Here is a 25,673-nt window from a genome sequence, read left to right as displayed (position 1 = left end):
AAGCGAAATTCGAATTTTACGCTAACCAAATTTGCTACAGCGTGTTTGATGGGGGGAGTGTTGTTCAATGCGATGCCGACATTAGCATCGGCAAAGAATCCAGCAGATCCAAATAAAGTTTTACGTCATATTTTCCCTGTCGCAGAAACAGGTTTTGACCCAGTTGGCGTGCATGATCTGTATTCTGCACATGTGAATACATCAATCTTTGAAACCTTATATACCTATGACTATTTAGCATCACCAGCAAAGTTGGTTCCTAAAACGGCGGCTGCGATGCCAGAAATCAGTGCTGATGGTTTGACTTATACCATTCGCCTGCAAAAAGGCATTTATTTTGCTGATGATCCTGTGTTTAAGGGCAAGAAAAGAGAGTTAACCTCGGCTGATTATGCATATACCTTTAGACGTTTAGTCGATCCACAACTTCGCTCACCAAACAGTTGGCTACTCGATGGCCGCATTTTAGGCATGGAGAAGGTTTTAGATAAGGCGAAAAAAACAGGTAAGTTTGATTATGATGCGCCCATTGAAGGCATACAAACCCCTGATCGGTATACCCTTGTCATTCGTTTAAATTCTCCAGATCAAAACTTTCCAATGTTATTGGCTCATCAACCTGCATCGGCCATGGCACGTGAAGTGGTCGAAAAATATCGAGACAAAGCGGGTTTTGTGATGGGTAAACCTGTGGGCACAGGGCCATATATTTTGACACGCTGGACACCTGGTTCACGAATTATTTTAAAGGCCAATCCAAACTATCGTGGCTTTGTCTGGGACTTTAAAGCATCAGATGCCAAAGATGAAAAGATTGTAAAAGCCATGCAAGGCAAAAAAATGCCGCAAATTGGCGTGATTGATATTCAGGTGATGGAAGAATCACAATCACGTTGGTTGACCTTTGCAAAAAATGAAGCGGATTTGTTGGTACTAGATGGAGATTTGTCGGTACAAGCCTTAAAAGATGGAGAGTTAAAGCCTGAGTTGGCTAAAAAAGGCATCCAAATGTCGCGGATTTCTGACCCCTCTATCGACTATCACTATTGGAATATGCAAAACCCTGTGGTTGGAGGTTTTAGTAAAGAAAAAATTGCATTACGTCGTGCAATGGCGATGGCTTATTCAGCAGATAATCAAATCAAAATTTTGATGAATGGTGATGCACAAAAATTACAAAGCCCAATTCCACTCGGCGTTGTCGGCTATGACCCGAATTATAAGTCGAGTATTCCATACTCAGTTAAAGCGGCAAATTTATTGCTCGATCGTTATAACTATAAAATCGGCGCAGATGGCTGGCGTACTCAACCGAATGGTAAACCGCTTACGATTGAAATGACGATATCGGGCAATAGTAGCCGTAGTCAGCAGTTGGGCGAATTTTGGAAGAAAACTTTAGATAGCATCAAAATTAAAATGACAACAAAGTCGATGCCATTTGCAGAAGCTTTAAAAGCCGAAAAACAGTGTAAAACCATGTTTAAAGCATCTGCATGGATCGCAGACTATCCAGATGCAGACAATTTTATGCAATTGTTCTATGGCAAAAATATCAATGTCACCAACAACGGCTGTTCAAAAATTCCTGAATACGACCGTTTATATGAACAGACGCAGCGTATGAAACCGGGACCGGAGCGTGATGCAATCTATCGGAAAATGTCACGCATATTAGAAGTGTACATGCCTGTCCAAATTAATTATGCACGTTACCGTAGTGTGTTGTCGCAACCACGCGTGATTGGTTATAAAAAGCATCCAATTTTGGCAACAGAATGGATGTACATCGATATTGACCCGAAAAAATAAAATGGAACAAAACTGGAGAAATTATGAAAAATAAAGCTTTGAAACTCACCACCCTCAGTATGTTGATGATCGGCGCTAGCCAATTCGTTCAAGCCGAAGATTCAATACGGAGTACTTTGCCAAAGTTCCAAGCCAAAGAAATACCTGCGCTGTGTGATGCCAAAATTCAGCAAGTGAAAACAGATTTAGCGGCATTTGAGCAAAAAAAGATAAAAAATAATGCAAAAGCAGCACCTGTTTTGGCGGAGTGGGATCAAATTTTTGCCAAATTTGAAGATTTTTATGGACCAATCGGACTATATAGCAACGTCGATCCTGATGAGGTTTTACGTAAGGCTGCGGAAGATTGTGAAATTAAAATTATGGAGTTTCAAACTTCGGTTTATCAAAATCCAAAACTTTATGAGCAAATTAAAAAACTCAAAACCAATGACGAAATTGATAAAAAAATGCGTCAAGACATCTTGGATGGTTTTGAAAATACAGGGGTGCAATTTACACCTGAAAAACGTGCACGTTTGAAAGCTATCTTTGATGAATTGGCAAAAATTGAACAAGAATATGCGCGTAATGTACGAGATAATAAAGAAAAACTGGAGTTTACACCGGCGGAGTTGAAAGGCTTGCCAGACAGCTATATTTCGGGCTTAAAGAAAAATGAAAAGGGCAATTATTTGCTCGGTTTTGAATACCCAGAATACCGTCCATTTATGGAACTAGCAGAAAGTGATGATGCGCGTAAGCGTTACCAAACTGCATTCACGCGTCGTGGTACTGAGAAAAACTTAGTATTGTTAAAGCAAGCAATGGATTTACGTTATGAAATTGCGCAGCTCTTTGGCAAAAAAAGCTATGCCGAATGGGTGTTGCAACACCGTATGGCAAAAGACCCTGAAACAGTGAATAAGTTCTTAGCCGATGTTCATCAAACGGTGGCACCTTTAGAGAAAAAAGAAGTTGAGACTTTACGTGAGTTCAAAGCGAAAAGCCTGAAAATTCCACTCGAAAAAGCTGAAATCAATCGCTGGAGTGAGAGTTATTGGAGTGAAAAACTTCGCAAAGAAAAGTATCAAATCGATCAAGAAAAATTGCGTGACTATTTCCCAACCCAAGCATCTCAAGAATGGATTTTTGCCATTTCATCTGACCTTTATGGCATTGAATTTAAGCCTGCGAAAGTTGATGTTTGGCAGTCAGAAGTTGAATATTATGATGTAAAAGATAAAAAGACCGGTGAGCTGCTTGGTGGTTTATATATCGATAAATACCCACGTGAAGGGAAGTATGGTCATGCGGCTGTTTGGGGCGTAAAAGGTGGTAGTACCTTGACTAAGCGTAAACCGATTTCTGCTTTGGTGACCAACTTTAACCGAAAAGGTCTAAATAGTGATGAACTTGAAACCTTTGTTCATGAGTTTGGTCATGCCTTACACGGTATTTTGTCGAATACACGCTACGCATCTCAATCGGGGACTTCTGTAGAGCGCGACTTTGTAGAAGCACCTTCACAAATGTATGAAGAATGGGCGCGTCGTAAAGAAACTTTATCTACACTCGCAAATTACTGTAATCCAGCGTGTCCACCTGTAGATGATGCACTGATTAATAAATTAAAAGCAGTTCATAGCTATGGACGTGGTTTGCATTATGCACGTCAAGCCTTGTATGCAAAATATGATATGGCACTTCACTCATCAGATGCTTTGAGTGTTAAACCGTTAGATGTCTGGAAGAAAATGGAAGGCGAGACAGCTTTAGGCTATGTCCCAAGCACTGAATTCCCAGGACAATTCAACCACATCATGGGCGGTTATCAAGTTGGCTATTATGGCTATATGTGGTCTGAAGTGATGGCACTCGATATGTTGTCTGCTTTCGGAGATAACCTAAATAACCCTGAAGTGGGACAACGCTACCGTAAAACGATCTTGTCGCAAGGTGGTCAATATGAAGCAGAAAAACTTGTGCATGATTTCTTAGGTCGTAAACCTGATAACAAAGCTTTCTTTGATGAAATTACTGGACAACGAGTGAAGTAAGGACAACTTTATGCTGGCATATATCATACGGCGTATATGGCAGATGATCCCAACGATGTTGGGGGTTGTTCTGCTCATATTCTTCTTATTTAACTGGGTAGGTGGAGACCCTGCATATATTCTAGCAGGCAAAATGTCGAACCCAGAGCAAATTGAAAACATCCGTCAACAGTTGGGGGTTGATCAACCCTACTATGTCCAATTGTGGATCTTCATTAAGCAGATTTTAACTTTTGATTATGGAATGAGTTGGAGTACAGGTGAGTCGGTGTCAGATATTATTTTGACCCGTCTAGGACCGTCACTGACGATTTTAATTCCTTTAACTATTTTGCAAACGATCATTTCAATTGGTTTGGCACTTGCTGTGGCTTCAGTTCGTGGCACATTAACCGATCGTATGATTATGATGCTTTGTACGATTGGTATGTCGATTAGTATTTTGGTTTACATTATTGTTTTCCAATACGTTTTTGCATATCAGTTGAGTTGGTTTCCGGTTCAAGGCTGGAGTGATCACTTTAGCGAAAACTTATTTAAATACGGTTTACTGCCTATCTTAATTATGTTGGTGGTGAGTATTGCGCCAACTTTGCGCTTATACCGCAGTTTTGTATTGGATGAAGTCAATCAAGACTATGTTCGAACTGCGCGTGCGAAAGGTGTGGGTGAAAGCCGTATTTTAGGTGTACATGTACTACGTAACGCCTCAATTCCAATTATTACCGATGTCATGTCGAGTCTACCAGCACTGCTGATAGGCGCTTTCCTGATTGAACGATTCTTTGGTATTCCGGGTATTGGTCGTGAAGTCATTATTGCTGTTGAACGCAGTGACTTCCCTGTCATTAAGGCGATTACGGTCTACGTTGCAGCAGCTACAATGATTTTTAACTTAATCGCGGATTTGATTTATAAACTTGTCGATCCTCGCGTTCAGTTGAAGTAGGTGGCCTATGCTAGGAATATTCAATAAGACCAAAGCAACGGCATCAACACCTGCATCGACTGGCTTGTGGAAGTTGGCGATGCGACGCCTAAAGGCCGATAAATTAGCGATGGTGTCGTTGTTCGTTGTACTGTGCTATTTCGTTGTGTTGTTATTGTCGATGACAGGCATGGTTGCATCCAATTGGAATAAAGAAGTGGCTGTGAGTTATGCACCTCCAAGTTTTATTGGGGCGGAACTCAATGAAACAGCCAAAACCAAAGCATCAGCAGAAGATATGGCATTGCCTGAAAATCCTGTTGATCCTTTAAAAGATGTAATTGCTGAACTGAATGCAGAGATTGCGACTGAGCAAGGTGGTGCCAATGCAATTGACTACTATGGCGTTGTCGATCCACTAGCAGAAGATATGAAGGCGATTGATCAGCAATTGGGTGGTCATTTGTTAGATCAACAAAGTGAGCTAAAACAAACTTTACCGTTTGGTGCGGATAAATGGGGGCAGGATGTCCTGCAAAAAACCATTAAGGGTGCTGAAACATCTATTATTGTTGGCGTGGTAGCTGCATTACTTGCTGTCGTGATTGGGACAATTTTAGGGGCAATTTCTGGCTACTTTGGTGGTTGGGTTGATGATATTTTAAACTGGTTCTATAACATTTTTACCTCGATTCCGTATTTGCTCTTGGTTCTTGCGATTGCTGCTGTACTACAACAAAAGGGGATCTTGTCAATTGTCCTCATTCTAGGACTTACTGGGTGGACGGGGGTATATCGTCTGATTCGTGCAGAGTATATGAAGCATACTTCGCGTGAATATGTGCTTGCTGCCAAAGCGATAGGGGTGAGTCATTTCCGACGTATCTTTGTGCATATCTTTCCGAACGTCAGTCATATTGCATTGGTGCAAATCTCGATTTTAGTGGTGGCCTTTATTAAGTCAGAAGTGATTTTGAGCTTCTTGGGATTTGGTGTTCCTGTTGGGGTTGTGTCATGGGGCAGTATGCTTAATGAAGCACAAAGTGAATTGATTTTAGGTAAATGGTGGCAACTTATCGCAGCATCTGTAGCGATGGCGGTTTTGGTTACGGCATTTTCAATGTTTACTGATGCATTGCGTGATGCATTAGATCCAAAATTGAAATAAGGAGGAGTAAAGGATGACGGAACAAAATCAAACTGTTAAACCAACGCTCCTCAGTGTTCAAAATCTGAAAGTGAGCTTTAAAGCCGAAGATAAAAGTTATATCGAAACGGTCAAAGGAATATCTTTTGACATTCCTGCCAATACAACCGTGGCACTTGTAGGAGAATCTGGCAGTGGCAAATCGGTGACCTCATTGGCAACCATGGGGCTGTTGCCACGTGATCAAAGCCGTATAGATGCAAGCAGTAAAATTATTTTTGAAGGGCAGGATTTACTGAGTCTGTCTCCAAGAGAAATGCGTAATATCTGTGGTAAAGATATTGCAATGATTTTTCAGGAACCGATGTCGTCACTCAATCCTGTCTTTACGGTGGGTGATCAAATTTCCGAAGTATTACGACTTCATCTAGGTATGGGGCGTAAGCAGGCAAGAGCACGGACTTTGGAATTATTGAAGGAAGTAGGTATTCCTTCTCCTGAAACGAAAATTGATGCCTATCCTAGCCAAATGTCAGGTGGTCAACAGCAACGTGTCATGATTGCAATGGCAATTGCATGTGAGCCGAAGTTATTGATTGCAGATGAGCCAACCACAGCACTTGATGTGACGATTCAAAAGCAAATTTTAGATTTACTTGAAACCTTGCAAAAGAAACGTGAGATGTCGATGCTGTTCATTACGCATGATTTAGCATTGGTAAGCGAAATTGCCGATCAGGTGATTGTCATGCGTCATGGAGAAATCCGTGAACAAGGCTTGGTCAATGAAGTGTTGGATCATCCTAAAGATATCTACACTCGAGCTTTGCTCAAATGCCGTCCGCAGATGTCAGAACGTCCTTATAAATTACCGATGATCAGTGATTTTATGCGTCAAAATGGTGATGAGCTGATTGAGGATGTGCATTTATCAGAAGAAACCCGTAGACAACGAACGCGTGGTCTCACAGGTAATGAACAGATTATCTTAGATGTCAAAGACCTGAAAAAATCGTTTTATAGCCGCAAGGGTTTATTTGGTAAGGATGAATATCAGGCGGTCAAAGGTGTCTCGTTTCAACTGGCGAAAGGTAAAACGCTCGGGTTGGTTGGAGAATCTGGCTCAGGTAAAACCACAATCGGCCTTTTACTGATGCGTCTACAGGAAGCGACAGGTGGTCAGGCGCTGTTTGAAGGTCATGATATTTTGGCGATGAGCGAAAAAGAATTTACCCAATATCAGCGCAAAATACAGATCATTTTCCAAAACCCATATGCTTCGCTTAATCCACGTTTTACGGTGGGTCAAATTCTGATGGAGCCGATGCAAGTGCATCAGATAGGGAAGGATGATGCAGAACGAGAGCAAATGGCGTTTGATTTACTAGAGCGTGTCAGTTTGCCTGCCCAAGCATTTTATCGATATCCACATGAGTTTTCTGGTGGTCAGCGTCAACGTATTGCCATTGCACGATGCTTGACCTTAAAGCCTGAAATTTTGATCTGTGATGAGTCTGTCTCTGCCCTAGATGTTTCGGTTCAAGCCCAAGTTCTAAATTTATTGCAAGATTTACAAGATGAATTTGGTTTGAGCTATATCTTTATTTCACATGATTTATCTGTGGTGAAATATATTTCTGACCAAATCATGGTGATGAACCATGGTGATATCGTTGAAATTGCAAACTCGGATGAGTTGTATCGATCACCTCAGCATGAATATACCAAACGCTTGCTGAGTGCGATTCCACAAACCACTGAACAATTTGCTTAGTAATCATAAAAAAAACCGCTCAAATGAGCGGTTTTTTTATACTTAAGAAATTAAAATTTCTTAAAGCCTTTGTTGTTTCCGCTAAATGCGCGACTTGGCACAGAGTCATTACGACGTTCACGATTGCCAAAATTGTCGTTACGACGTTCACGGTTACCGAAGTTTTCACTGTTGCGATCATTACGGTTATTGTTGAACCCTTCGTTGCGACGCTCTGAACGATTAAATCCATTGCCTTGGAAACCACCTTCAGTACGACCAGTACGACGTTCGCCACGATTGTCTTGATAACCATTGCTTTGTTGTGGCTGGTTTTCGTCACTGTCACGACGTTGTTGGCGTAAGTAACCACCGCGACGTGCTGCCATTGGTTTGTCTTGCATACGTTCAGTACGACGTTTCGCCATACCAAACAGGCCAGTACCTTGACGTGGTTTAAGTTCAACCGACTTGGTTAAGTTGTCAATATCTTGTTTATCTAGCTCGATCCAACGACCAGTACGCAGTTCGCGTGGCAGAATCACTGAACCATAACGTGTACGTAAAAGACGGCTCACTTTTAAGCCTTGAGATTCGAAAATACGACGAACTTCGCGGTTACGACCTTCTTTTACGACCACTTGATACCAACGGTTAATACCGTCACCACCAATTTCAGAGAATGACTCAAATTTTGCAGGGCCATCATCTAAAACAACGCCTTGTAACATGTTATTTTTTAACTGAGGAGTGACTTCACCCATGACACGAACGGCATATTCACGTTCGATTTCGCTAGAAGGGTGCATTAAACGGTTCGCCAGTTCACCGTCATTCGTGAACAGCAATAGACCTGTAGAGTTGATATCTAGACGACCTACCATTACCCAACGATCACCTGTAATTTGAGGTAATTGTTCAAATACCGTTGGACGGTTTTCAGGGTCATTGCGTGAGCAAATTTCGCCTTCTGGTTTGTAGTAAATCAACACACGGCGACGAATTTCGTCTTCAATTTGGAACTGAACTTTACGACCATCGATGCGAAGCTCATCACCTGGTTCGATACGTTCACCCACTTGGGCAACTTGCCCATTTACGCTCACACGACCAGCGGCAATGACTTCTTCCATATAACGGCGAGAACCCAAACCAACGCGTGCGAGCACCTTTTGCAATTTTTCACTCATGACAGCATAACCTTAGAAATTATCATCAACAGTTCACCTATTTATGACTTCGGTGCATTCGCATCGAGGGCCATAAAAGCTTCCTTGGCATCCTGCAGGGGAGGCAATTGGCCCAAAGAGGTTAGACCAAAAGCATTTAAAAATTGAGGCGTTGTAACTAACAACGCGGGTCGTCCTGGGAGTTCACGAAAACCAGATTCTTTAATCCAGTTCCAGTCAAATAACGTACGTAAAATTTGACTATTGTTGGTCACCCCACGGATTTGCTCAATATCTGCGCGGGTTACCGGTTGATGGTAAGCAATGACAGAAAGAGTTTCGAGCAAGGATGGCGATAAACGAGTTGGTCGTTCAGGCCAGGTCTGTGCAATAATATTACGATATTTTGCACGTACTTGAAAACGGAAACCTTGAGCGGTTTCAACAAGTTCAATTGATCTGCCGTGTTGCAGCATTGAAAGCTGCTGCAAATATTGGCGTAATTCGGTTTTACTGAAACGGTCTTGGAAAGCCTCTTTTAAACGGGCAATACTCACCGCCGCTTCACTGGCAAAAATAATGGCTTCAAGCTGCATCAAAATTTCATGCAGATTATCTTCTGAAGACACCGCAGTCATTTGTTTAAGTTCAGTGTTCATGCACGTGCTCCCTGAATTGCAAGCGGTGCTTCTACACCTGATGCGACAATTTGAACTTTTTGTTGGCGTGTCAGTTCCAACACGGCCATAAATGTCACGACAACACCCATGCGGCCTTGGCTTGGCTTGAGTAAGTCTGCAAAATCTAATACTTCACCTGACTCAAGCTTAGTTTCAATATAAGCAATACGTTCTTCGAGTAAGACAGGCTCTTGTAGAATTTGGTGGGTAACTGGTTCTGGTCGATTAAAAACACAGAGTATGGCATCACGAAGTAATTGAATGTCATAACCATCATTGGTTTCGACAATCGTTCCTAAACTGACATTGGTATCGAAAGTATCCCGATCCAATACTGTCATTTGACCTAATCTTTCCGCAGCTTGTTTGATGCGCAAATACGTTTCTAAACGGTCAATTAATTCTTGTTTAGGATCTTGTTCATGTGCTGCGGTCGATTTAGGTTTTGGCAATAATAGACGCGATTTTAAATCGGCCAATAGGGCTGCCATCACCATATAGTCTGCGGTTAATTCAATATCTAGAGATTTCATTGCATCCATATAAGACAAATATTGGGATGCAATCGGGGCAATATCGACTTGTAATAAGTCGAAGCCATTTTTTTGAATGAGGTAAATCAGAAAGTCGAGTGGTCCTTCGAAATGCTCTAATAGAATTTCAAATGCAGCGGGTGGAATGTACAAATCTTCTGGAATAGCTTCTTGCCACTCATCCAAAACGCGAATGTGTGGAGCATCTTCCATAGAATTATGGACAGTTTGGTTCATTGCAATTATAGGCCACGCGAATTTTCAAAGGCATGCAGACAACTTTCGCTTCGATCTCACATCGAAAGTAAAAGCACAAAAGTTATAGGGAATAGTGTAATGGAAAAATGCGTTTAAAGAAATTACTGAACGGTTGAATTGGGTAAAAAACTTAAAATTTATAGGGAATAGGCTTTATTTATACACACGTAAAATTTTAAAGCTGTGATATCGATCACATCTTGTGTTAATTATAAAAAATACACTCATCAATCCGTGAACTCATTTAAGCTGTGATGTCTGGATGATGGGCATCCTTCATGAAATGATTTGAATGAATTGACTAAAAGAATATTAGCTATGCCACAACAATATAATCAATGGGGTCAGTCTGTAGGGATGACGTTGACGCAGTTTGAACCTTGCCAGTTCAGATGTAAAACCGAAGTGGGGCAATCTGTTCGGCTTATTCCGATGTTGCCCGATCAGCTTGATGATAGTCTTTTACAGCGGCTATGGCAGACAGTACAACAAGAACCCGATGAACGTTGTTGGACGTATTTGCCTTATTCTCAAATTCAAAGCATGCAGCAATTGCGTGATTATTTTCAGCAATCCTTTTATTTTGCCGGTTCGATGCATTATGTCATTGAGGTTGGTGATGCCATTGTAGGATGGGTTGCTTTGCTCAATGTACGCCCTGCACATGCTGTCATTGAAATTGGCAATGTCTATTTTTCAAGTTTAATGAAGCAATCAACCGCAGCAACAGAAACCATTTATCTGTTGTTAAAAGCATGCTTTGCAGCGGGATATCGACGGGTGGAGTGGAAGTGTGATGACTTGAACACGCCTTCGAAAAACGCTGCTTTGCGTTTTGGCTTTCAATTTGAAGGGTTGTTTCGTCAACATGTGATAGTGAAAGGTCGTAATCGTGATACTGCTTGGTTTGCGATGTTGGATCAGGATTGGCCAATGTTGTCTCAAGCATATGCAGCATGGCTCGATACAAACAACTTTGATGAGCAAGGGCAACAAAAAGTTCATTTAAAGGAATTTATGCAGCTTTATTACGCTTGAGGAAAAGCACACTATCAAGGTTTTGAGCCTGTTGGTAAGACCCTTTGTTCAAGTGCAAATTCGATGATGAGTTGGCACTGCGCTTGCGAGCAGAGATTTTGATTAGCTCTACGTTTAAACAGCGATTTGACCGTTGATGCATGCAGAAAATAATGAAAAATTTGCGGCTGTGTTGTCGCTATTGGTGAAATTAAATTTTCATCTTTTGCCCTTAGTTGAGCCTTGGATTCTAAAGTCCAAGGCTCAGTGGCATATATAGCAAGATGATTAAGATTGTTTTGCTCGGAGACACTGAGGTCTATCGCATTTTGGAGCTTGAGTAAAATCTGAAATAAAGTCATCAGGTCGATTCCTTTATCGAAAGGTGCTTTAACCGCGTTTTGAGCAGATGACCTTTACATGCTGTGCCTCTGATCGGTAACAGCATGTATTTAACAGTACATGCTATTCAAAGGCACGGACATCACCGACACCACGGCGAATCACTTCAGGGTATTCACCTGCAAGGTTTACAACGCTAGTGGTATTCAAAGTACCTAAACCGCCATCAATCAATACATCTATGCGTTTGCCGATTTGCAGTTCAATTTCGTAAGGATCATCAATCGGTTCTTTTTGACCCGGTAAAATTAAGGTCGATGTTAATAAAGGCTCACCCAATTCTTTGAGTAATAATTGGCAAATCGGGTTGCTCGGAATGCGTAGTCCAATGGTTTTCTTTTTAGGATGCATTAAACGGCGAGGAACTTCACTGGTCGCAGGCAAAATAAAGGTGGTGACAGCAGGGGTGTTATTTTTCAATAGACGATACATGGCATTGTCGACTTTGGCATAAGTGGCAATGTCAGATAAATCTGCACAAATAATCGCATATTGATGTTTAGCATCGAGCTGACGAATTTGGGCAATGCGTTCCATGGCATTTTTGTTCCCAATTTGGCAGCCGATGGCATAGGCGGCATCTGTAGGATAAACCACCACATCGCCGGCACGAATCCGTTCAACGGCTTGCGTAATTAAACGGGGCTGAGGATTTTCCGGATGTATTCTTAAATGCAACATGTCGTTTTCCTCTTATTATTAAAAGCTCTAGACATTATGTCGCGGTCTATTTGCTTTGTGCAATGTGAAATGCAGTCAAATTGTATAATTTAATCAAGCATTTCACGTTGAAATTCATTCGCCTGTAACATTTTGCCAGCACGTGTACAGTGACAAATGCATTGGATAAAGCGCCAAGCATCGCGTGGAAGTTTGGCTTCGCCTTTAAAATAAGCCTGTAATTGTGCATAGACATTATCTTTAAAGCTACTGCCATCTCCTCCTTCACCAGTGAGGTTATCAAGTGAGACACGAAACTTGCGCCCAAAGGCTTTTGCAAATAACCATTCGATCGCTTGGGGCTTAATTTCTACCTGTTCAAAGAGGGCTTGCTGCTCTTTACTACGACCATCTGGTGCATACCAATAGCCTAAATCGGGAAGTAAACGGCGTTGCTCGCCAGCAATAGTCCAATGGCTAATTTCATGCAAAGCGCTATTGAAATAACCATGAGCAAATTGAATACGGGCAGGGCCGTTTGAATCGGCAGGAAAGTACTCGGGCTCACAGTCACCTTTCACTAAGCACACATTCAGGTGGGAAAACCAATGATTAAAGTGTAAGATGAGCCAATCGACGTGTTCTGTTTCTGTGGAAAGTTTCTCCCAAGCCGAGAGTTGCACTTGGTCAGTTGAAATGTCAGAATCAAGCGTTGAAATTGTGCTCATAAGTGATGAAACATTCACTTCTGTTTGCGGCTGCAACAGATGCATAACTTAAGTTACCCAAATGGTCTGTCTAAATAAGTACAAAATTGTATCTTAATCTTTGACAGAGTACTGATGAATTTGTAGAATTGCCGCCTTAATTATGTCAGCAAATACCTTTCCGGCACAGATTGAGCCGTTTAAATGGGCTGAACAGGGCTTTAAATGGTCAGGAACACTGCCATTATCTCGCTTTGTTCGTATTGCTCGTGAAGCTGTTGGATCAATTGATGATCAATTGATTAACATAGACTGTAAGCTATCAATGGATGCTTATCATCGCATTGTATGGCTAGATGGTCATGTTGAAACAAATGTTCCAATGGAATGCCAGCGTTGTCTGGATACTGTTGAGATTCCACTTGTTTTAAGTTTTCATCTAGCTCTTGTAGATGACGAGTCACTGATAGAGCGCTTGGATGAGGATGCTGATTTCATCGTTTTAGGTGAAAGTGAAGCAACAACCAAAGGTTCATATGATGCGCCTGCGACTGCTGATTTACTCTCACTGATAGAGGATGAATTGTTATTGTTGATGCCTTTGTCACCTAAGCATGACGCTTGTGAACATAAGCATCAACCTGCCGCTGAAGAGCTTGTTGAAGAAAAACGGGATAACCCGTTTGATGTTTTGGCAGGTTTGAAGGGTAAACTTAACTAATTTTTGTGTTATACTCTTGAGTATAAGACAATCGAATTTGTTCTGATCCATTTTTTCGATCTTTGTAAGGAGCCATCATGGCCGTTCAGCAAAACCGTAAAAGTCGCTCTCGCCGTGACATGCGCCGTTCACATGACGCTTTAACCGAGAATGCATTAACTGTAGACCAAGCTACTGGCGAGACTCACCGTCGTCACCACGTATCTAAAGATGGTATCTACCGTGGTCGTCAATTATTCGCTAAAGCATCTGCTGAATAATTGGTGATGTATTAAGCGTCAAGCTTAGTAGAAAAAATGGGAGCGTTAAGCTCCCTTTTTTTGTACCGATTTTTTGTTGCATTTGGCAATTACCAAGACAAAAATTAAGTGTTAAATTTCCGTCCCTGAAACAAGCTTACATGGGATTGTGTTGAATAAATGTCCAAATAGCATAAATTCACCAGTCTTGATAAAGGATTTTTTTATGTCTGCTAAACAACTCGAGCAAGCAGCTCAAGCTACTAAAACTGCATTCGTGTTCCCGGGTCAAGGGTCACAGAAAGTCGGCATGCTCGCTGAACTTGCAGAACAGTTTAGTAGTGTGCAAGCAACATTTGCAGAAGCATCAGAAGCAGTTGGTTTTGATCTTTGGCAAATTGCGCAAAGTGGTGAAGGGTTAAACCAAACAGAATTTACTCAACCTGTGCTACTGACTGCCAGTATTGCTTTATGGCGTGTGTGGTTAGAGTTAGGTGGTGTTGCACCGAAATACCTTGCAGGTCACTCATTAGGTGAATACAGCGCCTTGGTTGCTGCAGGTGCGATGAGCCTAGGTGATGCCGTTAAACTGGTGAACCTACGTGGTCAGTTAATGCAAAGTGCTGTACCTGAAGGTCAAGGTGCAATGGCGGCAATTTTGGGTCTAGATGATGCCAAAGTCATTGAACTTTGTGCTCAAGCAGAAGGCCCAGGTTCAGTAGATGCTGCAAACTACAATGCACAAGGTCAAGTTGTCATTGCGGGCGATAAAGCCATGGTTGAAGCGGTTATGGCTGCTGCTAAAGAAAATGGCGGTAAGGCAATCGCACTTCCGGTTTCTGTGCCATCGCATTGTGCATTGATGAAACCTGCTGCTGAACAGTTTGCGACAGCATTGGAACAAACTGCCATTGAGCTGCCTACTATACCTGTAATACAAAATGTAGGCGCTGAAATCGCGACTGATGTAGCGCAATTACGTCAGGCGTTAACTGCACAGTTATACCAATCTGTACAGTGGACAAAGACCATGCAGTATTTGCAAGACCAAGGTATTCAGTACATTGCTGAATGTGGTCCGGGTAATGTCCTTGCGAATCTCGCAAAACGTTTGCCAAATATTGAAAAAGCATTCCCACTCGACACGAAAGGTCGTATGGAAGATGCACTGAATGCCATTTTAGTGGCAGAAGGGAAAATTGCATGACACAAGAACGCAAAGTTGCTTTAGTAACAGGTGCGAGCCGAGGGATTGGAGCAGCAATTGCTCAGCAATTGATTCAAGACGGTTATTTTGTTGTAGGTACGGCAACATCAGAAGCGGGTGCAGAAAAATTATCTGCTGCTTTTGCTGAAAATGGTGCAGGTAAAGTTCTAGATGTACGTGATGCAACTGCAATTGATGCACTGGTATCAGACATTGAGCAAAACTTTGGTTCTGTATTGGTTTTAGTGAACAATGCGGGTATTACCAAAGATAATTTGTTACTTCGTATGTCAGAAGATGATTGGGATGACATTCTCAACATTCATTTGAAAGCCGTTTATCGACTTTCTAAACGTGTTTTAAAGGGCATGACCAAAGCACGTTTTGGACGAATTATTAATATTAGTTCTGTGGTTGCACATTTTGCTAACCCAGGACAAGCAAACTATTCTGCTGCAAAAGCAGGGATTGAGGCCTTTGGTCGCAGCCTTGCAAAAGAGATGGGAAGCCGCCAAATCACTGTAAATGCAGTGGCTCCGGGCTTTATTGCAACAGAAATGACAGAACAGTTAAGCGAAGAAATTCGTAAAAAGATGAGTGATCAAGTGGCTTTAAACCGTTTAGGTGAGCCGCAAGATATCGCAAATGCCGTAAGTTTTCTTGCTTCTGAAAAGGCAAGTTACATTACCGGAACTGTATTACATGTAAATGGTGGTTTATACATGAGCTAAGCGCTCAAGTATAAACTTTCAAAACGATTTAGATTCAATTAAACTAACGGCATTAAAAACGCCACAAGCAATGAGGAGAATTCCTGTGAGCGATATCGAACAACGCGTAAAACAAGCAGTAGCTGAACAACTTGGTCTTAAAGCAGACGAGATCAAAAACGAAGCTTCTTTCATGGATGACTTAGGTGCAGACTCTCTAGACCTAGTTGAATTAGTTATGTCTTTCGAAAACGATTTCGACATCACTATTCCTGATGAAGATTCAAACGAAATCACTACTGTACAATCTGCAATTGACTATGTTTCTAAGAAACTAGGTTAATTTTAGATTTCAGCGATGCTGATTTAAAAAGCCACCATTCGGTGGCTTTTTTTATGCTGAATATTTTGTTTTTACATTAGCTTACGTTTCTGTCACCAACAACAACTCAAAAGCGGTTATTTTTTAGCTATAAAAATAGAGTTTGAACAATAGTTAAATTATTTAAAACAGTAAAAACAACGGAGAAAAACATGGGTCTTTTTGATTTTGTAAAAGGTATCGGTAAAAAAAATACAGCACCTGCAGAGCCTCAGGCAGCGCCAGCAACACCTTCTGAACCATCTGCACAAGAAATTGCCAATAAGTTATTGGGTCATATTAAAGCACTGGGCTTGCCTGTAACTGGTTTGTCTGTGAGTTATAACGGTACTTCAGATCTAGCGACAGTGAAAGGTCAGGTACAAAGCCAAGCGGATCGTGAAAAGATTATCTTGGCGGTAGGGAATATTGATCATGTGGCGCAAGTGGATGATCAGTTAACAGTGACGAGTCCTGAGCCTGAAAGTAAGTTCTATACTGTCAAGTCGGGGGATAACCTGTCTAAAATCTCTAAAGAATTTTATGGTGATGCAAATCAATACAATAAAATTTTTGAAGCAAACCGTCCTTTGCTAAAAAATGCCGATGACATTTTCCCAGGTCAGGTGCTTCGTATTCCTGCATAAATATTTGTGTTTAAAGTAAAAAAAGCCATCTTGTGATGGCTTTTTTTTGTATGCGTGAATGGTGAAGTTGAATATAATGCGGCTGAAATAATTCAAAATAAGAAATCAATGAAACAAAAAATCATCTTTATTTTCTTGCTGTTGCTTGCAGTTGTTGTGTGTTTTTGTCTTTGGCTGCGGTGGGATGAGCGTATTGATCCTCGGGTGCTCAAGTGGCAGCAGTCTGAAATTTCTTATCATTCAAATTACACACAAGAGCCGTATTTTAACTTGCTTGGGCTGAATGCCGCAGATCGGTTTTCGGCATTGAATGTTGGGCGCTATCGTTATCATCAAGATTGGGCATTTAGTTTGTTGGGGCAAGAGCATCAGAATGTATTGGGCCAGCCATTGAATGCGAAGCTAACACGTGAAAAGTGGTCAGAAGAACAGACGAATTTAGTTGCGGAGTTTCAGCAATTGCTGGTCGATGATCCTAAGGCAGCTAGCGCATTTGTTGTTGAGCATCATCAGGTGCTTGGTGCGTTGATACAGCAAGAAAAGGTGCCGTTGCAGCGCTTTAACACATGGTTGCAGCATGCAGACCAATACCGCAGTTTAAGTATGCCGAGCAATTCCGCATATCCAGACTTTAAGTATTTAAATCAGTTAGCGATCCTTTATCAGATCAATATTGCGTTAAATAAAGAGGATAAGCTGGATGCTATATGGCTGAATATCACAGATTGCAGCAGATGCTTGAGCGCCCGAACTCATTGGTTGAAAGGATGTTGATTCAAAGCTGGCTGGCACGTTATGTTTGAATTATACGTAATGAGCAGTTAAAGACTGGACAAGTAGTTTATTTGGAGCCTTTAAGTGCCAGTCAGTTGAGTTTGCGCTCAGCAGCACAATTGGAAGCCTATGGCATATATGCGGTGTTGGATCAGGTGCAGCAGTCATCGGGTTGGAATACCTCCTTGATGTATTGGTTGTATTTGCCAAATCAAACTGCAAATCAATTGTTTAAGCAATATGAAGAGGCGGCACAGCTATCTGAGCTTTCTTATGATTCGTTTAGGATGCAGGGTGGTTAAAAACAGGGACAGTATTCATCTTGGCATATCAAAAATTATTTGGGCAATACTTTGTCCAATATAGAGTGGGTGCCTTGGGAGCGCTATGTACTTGCGGGGCACATTTTGAATGATCGAATTATGATTTTTAATTTGTTGAATCAGGGTGCGACTGATTTAATGCAGTTGAATCAAAATAGCCACGGTCGACGTTTCTTTAAGAAAGAGGGGATGTTGTGTGCTGAAGTGCCGTATCCGCGTGAGCAATTTAGAGCACACAATTGGAATATTTTAGATAGCTGTGTGCAGTTGTAGTTTTTGTATATAAACATTTTGATATAGAAATAAAAAAGCCCCAATGAGTAGGGGCTTTTTTTACAGTCGTTTAGAAGCTTGGCTTCACTACAACTAAAATGACAACCGCAAATAAAATCAAAGTGGGCATTTCATTAAAATAACGCCAGAATTTATGCGACTTATAATGTGCATTTTCGATAAGCTTTTTACGGTAATAACCACAAACAAAATGATAAATCACCAATAGTCCAACCAATCCAACTTTTAAATAGAACCAAAGCGCTTCATGGTAGTGTCGTGTTGCATCGCCCCAATCGACGAGGAAGTGCGCCGTGATCAGTGTAGCAATCATAGCGGGCCACATAATGCCGCGGTATAGCTTACGTTCCATGATTTGAAAGCGCTGATGACTCGTAGCATCATCACTCATAGCATGGTAGACATAAAGGCGAGGGAGATAGAATAGCGCTGCGAACCAGCAAACAACTGCGATGATATGCAATGCTTTTACCCAGAGGAAAGCATCTGATGGAGCATCCATATATTAACCCTTAAAAGGGCGGTGGGTATGTGCTTTGGCACCGAAGCGCCAAAGCAGCAAACTTTATATTATGCTTCCCATTTTTTGAAAACGAGGCAAGCGTTTACACCGCCAAAACCAAAACTGTTACTCATCACAGTATTCAATTTTGCATCACGTTTTTCAAGTACGATATCAAAAGGTTTTGCACCTTCGTCAAGTTCAGTCACGTTGATATTTGGTGCTATAAAGTCATTTTGCATCATTAAAATAGAGTAAATCGCTTCTTGTACACCTGCAGCACCCAGACTGTGACCGGTCATCGATTTGGTCGAGCTGAGCGGAGGAACTTGCCCTTCACCGAAAGCACGCTCCATCGCTTTAAGTTCAGTGACATCGCCTGCCGGAGTAGATGTACCGTGTGTATTAACATAGTCGATGGTATCTACACCATGTTGTTTAGCTTCTTCTAAAGCCATAAGGATACAACGCGTCGCACCTTCGCCCGATGGTGCAACCATGTCAGCGCCGTCAGAATTTGCTGCATAGCCGACAACTTCAGCCAAAATGTTTGCACCACGTGCTTGAGCATGTTCAAGTGACTCTAGTACAACGAAGCCACCGCCGCCAGCGATCACGAAACCGTCACGGTCAGCAGAGTAAGGGCGTGAAGCAGTCTCTGGAGTGTCGTTATATTTTGAACAAAGTGCGCCCATTGCATCAAATAAAAGACTTTGTGACCAATGGTCTTCTTCACCACCACCGGCAAGCATTAAGTCTTGTTTGCCTAATTGAATCAAATTGTATGCATAACCAATGGCATCTGCAGATGTTGCACATGCGCTAGTAATGGTGTGTGCAATACCTTGCATTTTAAATGCAACACCCACGTTTGCAGTAATGGTGTTGGTCATATTACGTGGTACAAAGAATGGACCAACTTTACGTGCACCTTTGGTGTCTAGAAGTTCTTTCATTTCAACAACAGATGCAGTTGAACCACCACCTGACCCACCCGCAATACCGTAACGTGGATTACCACCGATTTGTTCTGCTGTTAAGCCTGCATTTTCTACCGCAGCCAAAGCTGAGTTGTATGCATACATTGCGCATACGCCCATAAAGCGTTTTAAACGGCGGTCAATACCGTCAAAGTTTTGTTCTGCAGCCGCACTGACATGACTTTTAAAATTAAGTTCAGCATAACTTGGGTTGAAACGTGTTCCAGAAATCCCGTTTTGCAAAGAATGAGTGACATCTTCTAATGTATTACCAATGCATGAGTTGATGCCCATACCAGTGATTACAACACGTTTCATCTACAGATCCTTTATAGGTAGTGTGTGAGCAAGCTATAGAAAGTATACGAAGGAAACTTTCTAAATAGGCGAACTCATATAATTTGATTGGAATAATGATAGCAGAAAGCTTTTTGAATTCTTATGGCAAATCCTATGCCTATTGTTGACTGAGCTAATTTGCAACTTTGCAGCAAAAAACTTAACTTAAAGATACATATTCAAGTTGTGATAAAGTTTGACTACACCTAGTATTTATCAAGAATTTCAAGAATAGTCTGAATGGGGTAGGGAATGGCGAAAACGAATAATAAACCAACGGCTGGTCTGCTCTCAAACGCCTTTGGAGTGGCTAAAAAGCTCAGTTCTACAGGGGTGTCTATTATCAATCATGTTGCACCCGAATCTGTAACTAAGGTCATTCAGCCACAAAAGAATGGTCAAACCTTGGAAGGTCAGTCACGTCAGATGAGCGTATTTGATGTGAAAAAATATGATAATCCGCAGCAAATTCTGCGTGAACATGTTCCGAATGTTTCTAGACAATTATTCGGTCGACATTTTAATACCGTAAATAATGTAGCTAATTTTGTTGCCCCTCAATTTAGCGACAAGATTTCTGACTATCTTTTTGATCGATTGAATCATTTTAGTTCGGATATTTCATCTGTAGATGCAGTGCTTGATGAAGCTGGCGTACGTGATTTAGAAGAGTTGACACAAGATGTCGATCGTTCACGTCGCATTAGTCAGGCCTTGGGCGAGCAAAATAAATGGATTGCTTCAATTCAAGGGGTTTTAACAGGTGCGACAGGTGTCATCGGTTCAAGTATTGATATCCCTGCGTCATTGATTATGACCTTGCGAGTGATTTATCAAGTTGGACGTTCTTATGGTTTCGACTTAAGTAAAGAAAGTGATCAAGATATCGTTCAGTTTATTTTTAAACAGGTCGACCTGAGTTTAATTGCAGAAAAACAAACCTTGCTTATGGCGATTAAAGCCCTGAGTAGCACGCTGCAAAATAGTGATTTGCATCAGTTGCAGCAATTGGTGGGTTCGGACACAGATGCAGCAGCATTGAAAAAATATGTACTGGATGAAAATGGTCAGTTCAAGTGGGCATGGCTCAATCAAATGCCAAAAGTTTCACTGTTCAACCAGCTATCACGCTTATCTCCTGTGGCGAGTGCGGGTGTAAGTGTGGTGTATAGTCGTCGTTTGGTGGATGAAGTGAATCAGAAGGCACAGCAAGTCTTTTCCAATGCACGCCAATATATTTTGCAGCATCAAGATATTAGCTTGTCACCTTTGCATGCCTACGAGCGCTCTCTTGAGTTGCTTGCTCAGGCGACACCTAAATTACTAGAAGGTATTAAGGCGAAAGATATTGATTTGGCTGAGCCAGTATTGGATCAAACCATAAATGTTGCAGGTCATGAGAGTATTCGCGCAGTAAAAGTCACCAAAAAAGCACAAGCTAAAACCGCTGATGCAGCCGAAGTGGCGGTAGAGCAGGAACAAAAAGTCTCAGAAGGTTTGGAAGCACTCGCAGAAAAAGTTGTTGAACCTCATGCACCCGTGGCTGCGCAAAAACCTGCTTTAGCTGAAAAAGATGAGTTTGATGTGTTGGAATCTGTACAGCAGGAGGATGTCCCAGTGGAAAAAGCTGCACCCAAAACTAAGCCGCGTAAAGCCAAAACAGCAGCCGTGGATAAAGTTACAAAAAAATCAGCAGATTCTTCTGAAAAATAAACTATTTATTTGTGGGTGAAAAATTGCGCAAATCACGATGAATAAATGTTTTCGATGATCGTATATTGTTGACCAATTTTAAGTCTTCGCTTACAATTGCATGCCCTCAAAAAGTAGTATTTTTTGGGGCTTTTTATTAACGGGAGAATTGCCAAATGGCAACAACAAATCAGTTGATCCGTAAGGGTCGTACAACTTTAGTTGAAAAATCTAAAGTTCCTGCGTTGAAGGCTTGTCCACAACGTCGTGGTGTTTGTACACGTGTTTACACAACTACACCTAAAAAACCTAACTCAGCAATGCGTAAAGTTTGCCGTGTTCGCTTAACTTCAGGTTTTGAAGTTTCTAGCTACATCGGTGGTGAAGGCCATAACCTACAAGAGCACAGTGTTGTTCTTATCCGTGGTGGTCGTGTTAAAGATTTACCAGGTGTACGTTACCATACCGTTCGTGGTTCTTTAGACTGTGCTGGCGTTAAAGATCGTAACCAGTCTCGTTCTAAATACGGTGCTAAACGTCCTAAGAAATAATCTGAAAAGATTAACTTCTTAGTTCGTTAGAACTGCAATCCTTTATCGTCTCGCTTGTCTGATTTCTGCATTTTTTGTGAAAATTCCAAGCGACGTATAGTAAGGCCAGCGAAAGCACATGACACTTTGTGCACCTGCTGGAGTAACCTGAAGTGTCATATTTATTAGGTGTATTAAAATGCCAAGACGTCGCGTAGTTGCTGCCCGTGAAATCCTTCCGGATCCTAAGTTCAGCAGCCAAACAATCGCTAAATTCATGAACCACGTAATGCAAGATGGTAAAAAATCTATTGCTGAAAGTATCGTTTACGGTGCTTTAGACCGCGTTCAAGAAAAATCTAAAGTAGACCCAGTTGAATTTTTCGAGACTACTCTTGAAAAAGTTCGTCCTATGGTCGAAGTAAAAGCACGCCGTGTTGGTGGTGCTACATACCAAGTGCCTATGGAAGTACGCCCATCCCGTCGTACTGCCTTGGCTATGCGTTGGTTAGTAGATGCTGCTGCTAAGCGTTCTGAAAAAACTATGGCTTTACGTCTTGCTGGTGAGTTGCTTGATGCAGCTGAAGGTAAAGGCGCAGCGATCAAAAAACGTGAAGATGTGCATCGTATGGCTGAAGCCAACAAAGCCTTCTCTCACTACCGTTTCTAAGCGGATAAAACAGCCCCTATTCAGGAGGGTGGTTGAGCGGTTGTCACTGTTCTGTCATCGAATCGCTTTAAGTTGCTATGCAGCTTAAAGCGTCCTGTTTTAACAACAAAATTTAGGAATGCTAGAAATCATGGCTCGTAAAACCCCAATTTCTCAGTACCGTAACATTGGTATTTCAGCGCACATTGACGCTGGTAAAACTACAACTTCAGAACGTATTTTGTTCTACACAGGTGTATCTCACAAAATCGGTGAAGTACACGACGGTGCAGCAACAATGGACTGGATGGAGCAAGAGCAAGAACGTGGTATTACCATTACTTCTGCTGCGACAACTACATTCTGGTCTGGCATGAGCCAGCAGTTTAAAGAACACCGCATCAACGTAATTGACACTCCGGGACACGTTGACTTCACAGTTGAAGTTGAACGTTCTATGCGTGTTCTTGATGGTGCGTGCATGGTTTACTGTGCTGTAGGTGGTGTACAACCTCAGTCAGAAACTGTATGGCGTCAAGCAAACAAATATAAAGTGCCTCGTTTAGCATTCGTGAACAAGATGGACCGTACAGGTGCAAACTTCTTCCGTGTTGTTGAACAAATGAAAACACGTCTTGGTGCGCACCCTGTACCAGTTGTGATTCCAGTTGGCGCTGAAGATAACTTCCAGGGTGTTGTTGACCTAATCGAAATGAAAGCGATTATCTGGGACGAAGCGTCTCAAGGTATGAAGTTTGAATATGGCGACATTCCAGCTGATCTAGTTGAAACAGCTCAAGAATGGCGCACTAACCTTGTAGAAGCAGCTGCTGAAGCTTCTGAAGAGTTAATGGACAAATACCTAGAAGAAGGTGATCTTTCTAAAGAAGACATCGTTGCTGGTATCCGTGCTCAAACTTTGGCTTGCGAAATCCAGCCAATGCTTTGTGGTTCAGCGTTCAAAAACAAAGGTGTTCAACGTATGTTGGATGCTGTAATTGAATTCTTACCTGCGCCGACTGACGTTGAAGCGATCAAGGGTATCCTTGACGACAAAGACGAAACTGAAGGCTCACGTGAATCTTCTGACGAAGCTCCGTTCTCTGCGCTTGCGTTCAAAATCATGAACGACAAATTCGTAGGTAACTTGACTTTCGTACGTGTTTACTCTGGTGTTCTGCACCAAGGTGACTCGGTTTATAACCCAGTTAAATCTAAGCGTGAACGTATCGGTCGTATCGTGCAAATGCACGCAAACGAACGTCAAGATGTTGAAGAAATTCGCGCCGGTGATATCGCTGCATGTGTAGGTCTTAAAGACGTTACAACTGGTGATACACTTTGTGATGAAAAACACATCATCACTCTTGAACGTATGGAATTCCCAGAGCCAGTAATTGCGCTTGCGGTTGAACCTAAAACTAAAGCTGACCAAGAGAAAATGTCTATCGCTCTTGGCCGTTTAGCGAAAGAAGACCCTTCATTCCGCGTACGTACTGACGAAGAATCTGGTCAAACAATTATTTCTGGTATGGGTGAGCTTCACCTTGACATTATTGTTGACCGTATGAAACGTGAATTTAACGTTGAAGCGAACATCGGTAAACCAATGGTTGCTTACCGCGAAACAATCAAAAAGACTGTTGAGCAAGAAGGTAAATTCGTACGTCAAACTGGTGGTAAAGGTAAGTTCGGTCACGTATACGTACGTTTAGAACCGCTTGCTGAAGATGCTGGTAAAGAATACGAATTCGCTGAAGAAGTTGTAGGTGGTGTAGTACCTAAAGAATTCTTCGGTGCGGTTGACAAGGGTATTCAAGAACGTATGAAGAATGGTGTCCTTGCTGGTTATCCAGTTGTTGGCATCAAAGCTACATTGTTCGACGGTTCTTACCATGATGTCGACTCTGACGAATTATCGTTCAAAATGGCAGGTTCTTACGCATTCCGTGATGGTTTCATGAAAGCAGATCCTGTTCTTCTTGAGCCTATCATGAAAGTTGAAGTAGAAACTCCAGAAGACTACATGGGCGATATCATGGGTGACTTAAACCGTCGTCGTGGTATGGTTCAAGGTATGGACGATCTTCCTGGCGGTACTAAAGCAATTAAAGCTGAAGTTCCACTTGCTGAGATGTTTGGTTACGCGACTCAAATGCGTTCTATGTCTCAAGGTCGTGCGACTTATTCTATGGAATTCGCTAAATACGCTGAAACACCACGTAACGTGGCTGAAGGCATCATCGCTAAGTTCCAATCTGGCGGTAAAAAAGGTGACGACGAGTAATCTTTCGATTACTATAAGCCCAAACTAATTCATAGTTAAAAACCAAATGCTCATGCAGTATCCCTGCATGAGTAGTTTAAAAAGGAAGATCTCATGGCTAAGGCTAAGTTCGAACGTAATAAGCCACACGTTAACGTGGGTACAATTGGTCACGTCGACCACGGTAAAACTACTTTAACAGCTGCAATTGCAACTGTATGTGCAAAAAAATTCGGTGGTGAAGCGAAAGATTACGCTGCAATCGACTCTGCACCAGAAGAAAAAGCACGTGGTATTACAATTAATACTTCACACGTAGAATACGATTCTCCAA

Annotated in this window: 28 protein-coding genes; 20 read left to right on the top strand and 8 right to left on the bottom strand. The window is 41.8% G+C overall.

All coding sequences use genetic code 11. The features are described 5' to 3' along the window. Positions 1–48 precede the first annotated feature (48 nt). The 5 genes from FTV38_RS12745 to FTV38_RS12725 are packed head-to-tail and all read left to right on the top strand — an operon-like array spanning position 49 to position 7,700. Positions 49–1,812: an ABC transporter substrate-binding protein gene (locus FTV38_RS12745; protein ID WP_373887013.1), complete on the top strand. Its 1,764-nt coding sequence runs from the start codon at positions 49–51 to the stop codon at positions 1,810–1,812. Positions 1,813–1,835: 23 nt separating this feature from the next. Then, complete coding sequence (locus tag FTV38_RS12740) at positions 1,836–3,851, top strand: M3 family metallopeptidase (protein ID WP_180022668.1); 2,016 nt, start codon at positions 1,836–1,838, stop codon at positions 3,849–3,851. Positions 3,852–3,861: 10 nt separating this feature from the next. Next, positions 3,862–4,800, top strand: a complete 939-nt coding sequence (locus tag FTV38_RS12735; protein ID WP_078190067.1) for an ABC transporter permease — start codon at positions 3,862–3,864, stop codon at positions 4,798–4,800. Between the two features lie 7 nt (positions 4,801–4,807). Beyond that, entirely contained in the window at positions 4,808–5,947 is a 1,140-nt protein-coding gene (locus tag FTV38_RS12730; protein WP_078194230.1) for an ABC transporter permease, read from the top strand. A 13-nt stretch (positions 5,948–5,960) separates the two neighbouring features. After that, the gene (locus FTV38_RS12725; protein ID WP_180022667.1) at positions 5,961–7,700 is read left to right on the top strand and encodes an ABC transporter ATP-binding protein; all 1,740 of its coding nucleotides are present in this window, start codon (positions 5,961–5,963) and stop codon (positions 7,698–7,700) included. A 50-nt stretch (positions 7,701–7,750) separates the two neighbouring features. On the opposite strand, the gene rluB is transcribed toward FTV38_RS12725, so the two are convergent. From rluB to FTV38_RS12710, 3 genes are read right to left on the bottom strand one after another with little or no spacing between them, the layout of a single operon-like run. Beyond that, positions 7,751–8,869: a 23S rRNA pseudouridine(2605) synthase RluB gene (gene rluB, locus FTV38_RS12720; RefSeq protein ID WP_180011977.1), complete on the bottom strand. Its 1,119-nt coding sequence runs from the start codon at positions 8,867–8,869 to the stop codon at positions 7,751–7,753. 41 nt (positions 8,870–8,910) lie between these two features. Next, the gene (gene scpB, locus FTV38_RS12715) at positions 8,911–9,507 is read right to left on the bottom strand and encodes an SMC-Scp complex subunit ScpB (RefSeq protein ID WP_078190063.1); all 597 of its coding nucleotides are present in this window, start codon (positions 9,505–9,507) and stop codon (positions 8,911–8,913) included. Then, positions 9,504–10,298, bottom strand: coding sequence for a ScpA family protein (locus tag FTV38_RS12710; protein ID WP_180005437.1), 795 nt, complete (start codon positions 10,296–10,298; stop codon positions 9,504–9,506). The genes scpB and FTV38_RS12710 overlap by 4 nt, the downstream gene beginning before the upstream one ends. 339 nt (positions 10,299–10,637) lie before the next feature. Between FTV38_RS12710 and FTV38_RS12705 the strand changes: the two genes are divergently transcribed. Continuing rightward, the gene (locus tag FTV38_RS12705) at positions 10,638–11,357 is read left to right on the top strand and encodes a GNAT family N-acetyltransferase (RefSeq protein ID WP_180022666.1); all 720 of its coding nucleotides are present in this window, start codon (positions 10,638–10,640) and stop codon (positions 11,355–11,357) included. A 14-nt stretch (positions 11,358–11,371) separates the two neighbouring features. Here FTV38_RS12705 and FTV38_RS12700 read toward each other — a convergent pair whose 3' ends face one another. The 3 genes from FTV38_RS12700 to FTV38_RS12690 all read right to left on the bottom strand — a co-directional run bounded on the left by FTV38_RS12700 (position 11,372) and on the right by FTV38_RS12690 (position 13,171). Then, positions 11,372–11,698, bottom strand: a complete 327-nt coding sequence (locus tag FTV38_RS12700; protein ID WP_180022665.1) for a hypothetical protein — start codon at positions 11,696–11,698, stop codon at positions 11,372–11,374. Positions 11,699–11,801: 103 nt separating this feature from the next. Then, positions 11,802–12,419: an L-threonylcarbamoyladenylate synthase gene (locus FTV38_RS12695; protein WP_180022664.1), complete on the bottom strand. Its 618-nt coding sequence runs from the start codon at positions 12,417–12,419 to the stop codon at positions 11,802–11,804. An 89-nt stretch (positions 12,420–12,508) separates the two neighbouring features. Then, positions 12,509–13,171: an elongation factor P hydroxylase gene (locus FTV38_RS12690; protein WP_111885029.1), complete on the bottom strand. Its 663-nt coding sequence runs from the start codon at positions 13,169–13,171 to the stop codon at positions 12,509–12,511. A 97-nt stretch (positions 13,172–13,268) separates the two neighbouring features. On the opposite strand from FTV38_RS12690, the gene FTV38_RS12685 reads away from it, so the two are divergent. The 9 genes from FTV38_RS12685 (at position 13,269) to FTV38_RS12645 (ending at position 18,360) form a co-directional block, all read left to right on the top strand. Next, positions 13,269–13,826 carry a DUF177 domain-containing protein gene (locus FTV38_RS12685; RefSeq protein ID WP_078190057.1) on the top strand — a complete coding sequence of 186 codons (558 nt, stop codon included), beginning with the start codon at positions 13,269–13,271 and terminating at the stop codon, positions 13,824–13,826. A gap of 77 nt (positions 13,827–13,903) precedes the next feature. Further along, the gene (rpmF, locus tag FTV38_RS12680; RefSeq protein WP_004279227.1) at positions 13,904–14,086 is read left to right on the top strand and encodes a 50S ribosomal protein L32; all 183 of its coding nucleotides are present in this window, start codon (positions 13,904–13,906) and stop codon (positions 14,084–14,086) included. Between the two features lie 205 nt (positions 14,087–14,291). Further along, positions 14,292–15,272 (top strand): ACP S-malonyltransferase, encoded by a 981-nt coding sequence (gene fabD / locus FTV38_RS12675; protein WP_168379587.1) that lies wholly within the window; start codon positions 14,292–14,294, stop codon positions 15,270–15,272. After that, positions 15,269–16,003, top strand: coding sequence for a 3-oxoacyl-ACP reductase FabG (fabG, locus tag FTV38_RS12670; protein ID WP_078190055.1), 735 nt, complete (start codon positions 15,269–15,271; stop codon positions 16,001–16,003). The genes fabD and fabG overlap by 4 nt, the downstream gene beginning before the upstream one ends. 85 nt (positions 16,004–16,088) lie before the next feature. Next, positions 16,089–16,325 carry an acyl carrier protein gene (gene acpP, locus FTV38_RS12665; protein WP_078190054.1) on the top strand — a complete coding sequence of 79 codons (237 nt, stop codon included), beginning with the start codon at positions 16,089–16,091 and terminating at the stop codon, positions 16,323–16,325. 191 nt (positions 16,326–16,516) lie between these two features. Further along, positions 16,517–16,990 carry a peptidoglycan-binding protein LysM gene (lysM, locus tag FTV38_RS12660; RefSeq protein ID WP_078190053.1) on the top strand — a complete coding sequence of 158 codons (474 nt, stop codon included), beginning with the start codon at positions 16,517–16,519 and terminating at the stop codon, positions 16,988–16,990. 108 nt (positions 16,991–17,098) lie between these two features. Beyond that, a complete protein-coding gene (locus FTV38_RS12655; protein WP_180005432.1) occupies positions 17,099–17,764 on the top strand; it encodes a hypothetical protein in 666 nt (221 codons plus the stop codon). Between the two features lie 71 nt (positions 17,765–17,835). Beyond that, positions 17,836–18,066 carry a hypothetical protein gene (locus FTV38_RS12650; RefSeq protein WP_180022663.1) on the top strand — a complete coding sequence of 77 codons (231 nt, stop codon included), beginning with the start codon at positions 17,836–17,838 and terminating at the stop codon, positions 18,064–18,066. 51 nt (positions 18,067–18,117) lie between these two features. Further along, positions 18,118–18,360 carry a hypothetical protein gene (locus FTV38_RS12645; RefSeq protein ID WP_180022662.1) on the top strand — a complete coding sequence of 81 codons (243 nt, stop codon included), beginning with the start codon at positions 18,118–18,120 and terminating at the stop codon, positions 18,358–18,360. A gap of 70 nt (positions 18,361–18,430) precedes the next feature. Here FTV38_RS12645 and hemJ read toward each other — a convergent pair whose 3' ends face one another. Continuing rightward, on the bottom strand, positions 18,431–18,883 hold the full coding sequence (gene hemJ, locus FTV38_RS12640; protein WP_180022661.1) for a protoporphyrinogen oxidase HemJ: 453 nt from the start codon (positions 18,881–18,883) through the stop codon (positions 18,431–18,433). Positions 18,884–18,951: 68 nt separating this feature from the next. Further along, entirely contained in the window at positions 18,952–20,181 is a 1,230-nt protein-coding gene (locus FTV38_RS12635; RefSeq protein WP_111885033.1) for a beta-ketoacyl synthase N-terminal-like domain-containing protein, read from the bottom strand. Between the two features lie 273 nt (positions 20,182–20,454). On the opposite strand from FTV38_RS12635, the gene FTV38_RS12630 reads away from it, so the two are divergent. From FTV38_RS12630 to FTV38_RS12610, 5 genes are all read left to right on the top strand, one after another. Next, entirely contained in the window at positions 20,455–21,915 is a 1,461-nt protein-coding gene (locus FTV38_RS12630) for an EcsC family protein (RefSeq protein WP_180022660.1), read from the top strand. Between the two features lie 155 nt (positions 21,916–22,070). Continuing rightward, positions 22,071–22,445, top strand: coding sequence for a 30S ribosomal protein S12 (gene rpsL / locus FTV38_RS12625; protein WP_000246374.1), 375 nt, complete (start codon positions 22,071–22,073; stop codon positions 22,443–22,445). A 178-nt stretch (positions 22,446–22,623) separates the two neighbouring features. After that, on the top strand, positions 22,624–23,094 hold the full coding sequence (rpsG, locus tag FTV38_RS12620) for a 30S ribosomal protein S7 (protein ID WP_005011815.1): 471 nt from the start codon (positions 22,624–22,626) through the stop codon (positions 23,092–23,094). Positions 23,095–23,224: 130 nt separating this feature from the next. Then, the gene (gene fusA, locus FTV38_RS12615) at positions 23,225–25,360 is read left to right on the top strand and encodes an elongation factor G (RefSeq protein WP_180022659.1); all 2,136 of its coding nucleotides are present in this window, start codon (positions 23,225–23,227) and stop codon (positions 25,358–25,360) included. A gap of 93 nt (positions 25,361–25,453) precedes the next feature. Then, the coding region (locus tag FTV38_RS12610; RefSeq protein WP_228146067.1) for a GTP-binding protein at positions 25,454–25,673 on the top strand (220 nt) is incomplete at its 3' end.

The sequence above is a fragment of the Acinetobacter sp. YH16044 genome (assembly GCF_013417145.1).
Lineage (GTDB): Bacteria > Pseudomonadota > Gammaproteobacteria > Pseudomonadales > Moraxellaceae > Acinetobacter > Acinetobacter amyesii.
This window is presented reverse-complemented; position numbering and strand designations above follow the sequence as displayed.

What these genes read in the sequence shown, in the direction of transcription:
- FTV38_RS12745 (WP_373887013.1), top strand. Translation starts at nt 49, where the DNA reads ATGGGGGGAGTGTTGTTCAATGCGATGCCGACATTAGCATCGGCAAAG.
- FTV38_RS12740 (WP_180022668.1), top strand. Translation starts at nt 1,836, where the DNA reads ATGAAAAATAAAGCTTTGAAACTCACCACCCTCAGTATGTTGATGATC.
- FTV38_RS12735 (WP_078190067.1), top strand. Translation starts at nt 3,862, where the DNA reads ATGCTGGCATATATCATACGGCGTATATGGCAGATGATCCCAACGATG.
- FTV38_RS12730 (WP_078194230.1), top strand. Translation starts at nt 4,808, where the DNA reads ATGCTAGGAATATTCAATAAGACCAAAGCAACGGCATCAACACCTGCA.
- FTV38_RS12725 (WP_180022667.1), top strand. Translation starts at nt 5,961, where the DNA reads ATGACGGAACAAAATCAAACTGTTAAACCAACGCTCCTCAGTGTTCAA.
- rluB (WP_180011977.1), bottom strand. Translation starts at nt 8,869, where the DNA reads ATGAGTGAAAAATTGCAAAAGGTGCTCGCACGCGTTGGTTTGGGTTCT.
- scpB (WP_078190063.1), bottom strand. Translation starts at nt 9,507, where the DNA reads ATGAACACTGAACTTAAACAAATGACTGCGGTGTCTTCAGAAGATAAT.
- FTV38_RS12710 (WP_180005437.1), bottom strand. Translation starts at nt 10,298, where the DNA reads ATGAACCAAACTGTCCATAATTCTATGGAAGATGCTCCACACATTCGC.
- FTV38_RS12705 (WP_180022666.1), top strand. Translation starts at nt 10,638, where the DNA reads ATGCCACAACAATATAATCAATGGGGTCAGTCTGTAGGGATGACGTTG.
- FTV38_RS12700 (WP_180022665.1), bottom strand. Translation starts at nt 11,698, where the DNA reads ATGACTTTATTTCAGATTTTACTCAAGCTCCAAAATGCGATAGACCTC.
- FTV38_RS12695 (WP_180022664.1), bottom strand. Translation starts at nt 12,419, where the DNA reads ATGTTGCATTTAAGAATACATCCGGAAAATCCTCAGCCCCGTTTAATT.
- FTV38_RS12690 (WP_111885029.1), bottom strand. Translation starts at nt 13,171, where the DNA reads ATGCATCTGTTGCAGCCGCAAACAGAAGTGAATGTTTCATCACTTATG.
- FTV38_RS12685 (WP_078190057.1), top strand. Translation starts at nt 13,269, where the DNA reads ATGTCAGCAAATACCTTTCCGGCACAGATTGAGCCGTTTAAATGGGCT.
- rpmF (WP_004279227.1), top strand. Translation starts at nt 13,904, where the DNA reads ATGGCCGTTCAGCAAAACCGTAAAAGTCGCTCTCGCCGTGACATGCGC.
- fabD (WP_168379587.1), top strand. Translation starts at nt 14,292, where the DNA reads ATGTCTGCTAAACAACTCGAGCAAGCAGCTCAAGCTACTAAAACTGCA.
- fabG (WP_078190055.1), top strand. Translation starts at nt 15,269, where the DNA reads ATGACACAAGAACGCAAAGTTGCTTTAGTAACAGGTGCGAGCCGAGGG.
- lysM (WP_078190053.1), top strand. Translation starts at nt 16,517, where the DNA reads ATGGGTCTTTTTGATTTTGTAAAAGGTATCGGTAAAAAAAATACAGCA.
- FTV38_RS12655 (WP_180005432.1), top strand. Translation starts at nt 17,099, where the DNA reads ATGAAACAAAAAATCATCTTTATTTTCTTGCTGTTGCTTGCAGTTGTT.
- hemJ (WP_180022661.1), bottom strand. Translation starts at nt 18,883, where the DNA reads ATGGATGCTCCATCAGATGCTTTCCTCTGGGTAAAAGCATTGCATATC.
- FTV38_RS12635 (WP_111885033.1), bottom strand. Translation starts at nt 20,181, where the DNA reads ATGAAACGTGTTGTAATCACTGGTATGGGCATCAACTCATGCATTGGT.
- FTV38_RS12630 (WP_180022660.1), top strand. Translation starts at nt 20,455, where the DNA reads ATGGCGAAAACGAATAATAAACCAACGGCTGGTCTGCTCTCAAACGCC.
- rpsL (WP_000246374.1), top strand. Translation starts at nt 22,071, where the DNA reads ATGGCAACAACAAATCAGTTGATCCGTAAGGGTCGTACAACTTTAGTT.
- rpsG (WP_005011815.1), top strand. Translation starts at nt 22,624, where the DNA reads ATGCCAAGACGTCGCGTAGTTGCTGCCCGTGAAATCCTTCCGGATCCT.
- fusA (WP_180022659.1), top strand. Translation starts at nt 23,225, where the DNA reads ATGGCTCGTAAAACCCCAATTTCTCAGTACCGTAACATTGGTATTTCA.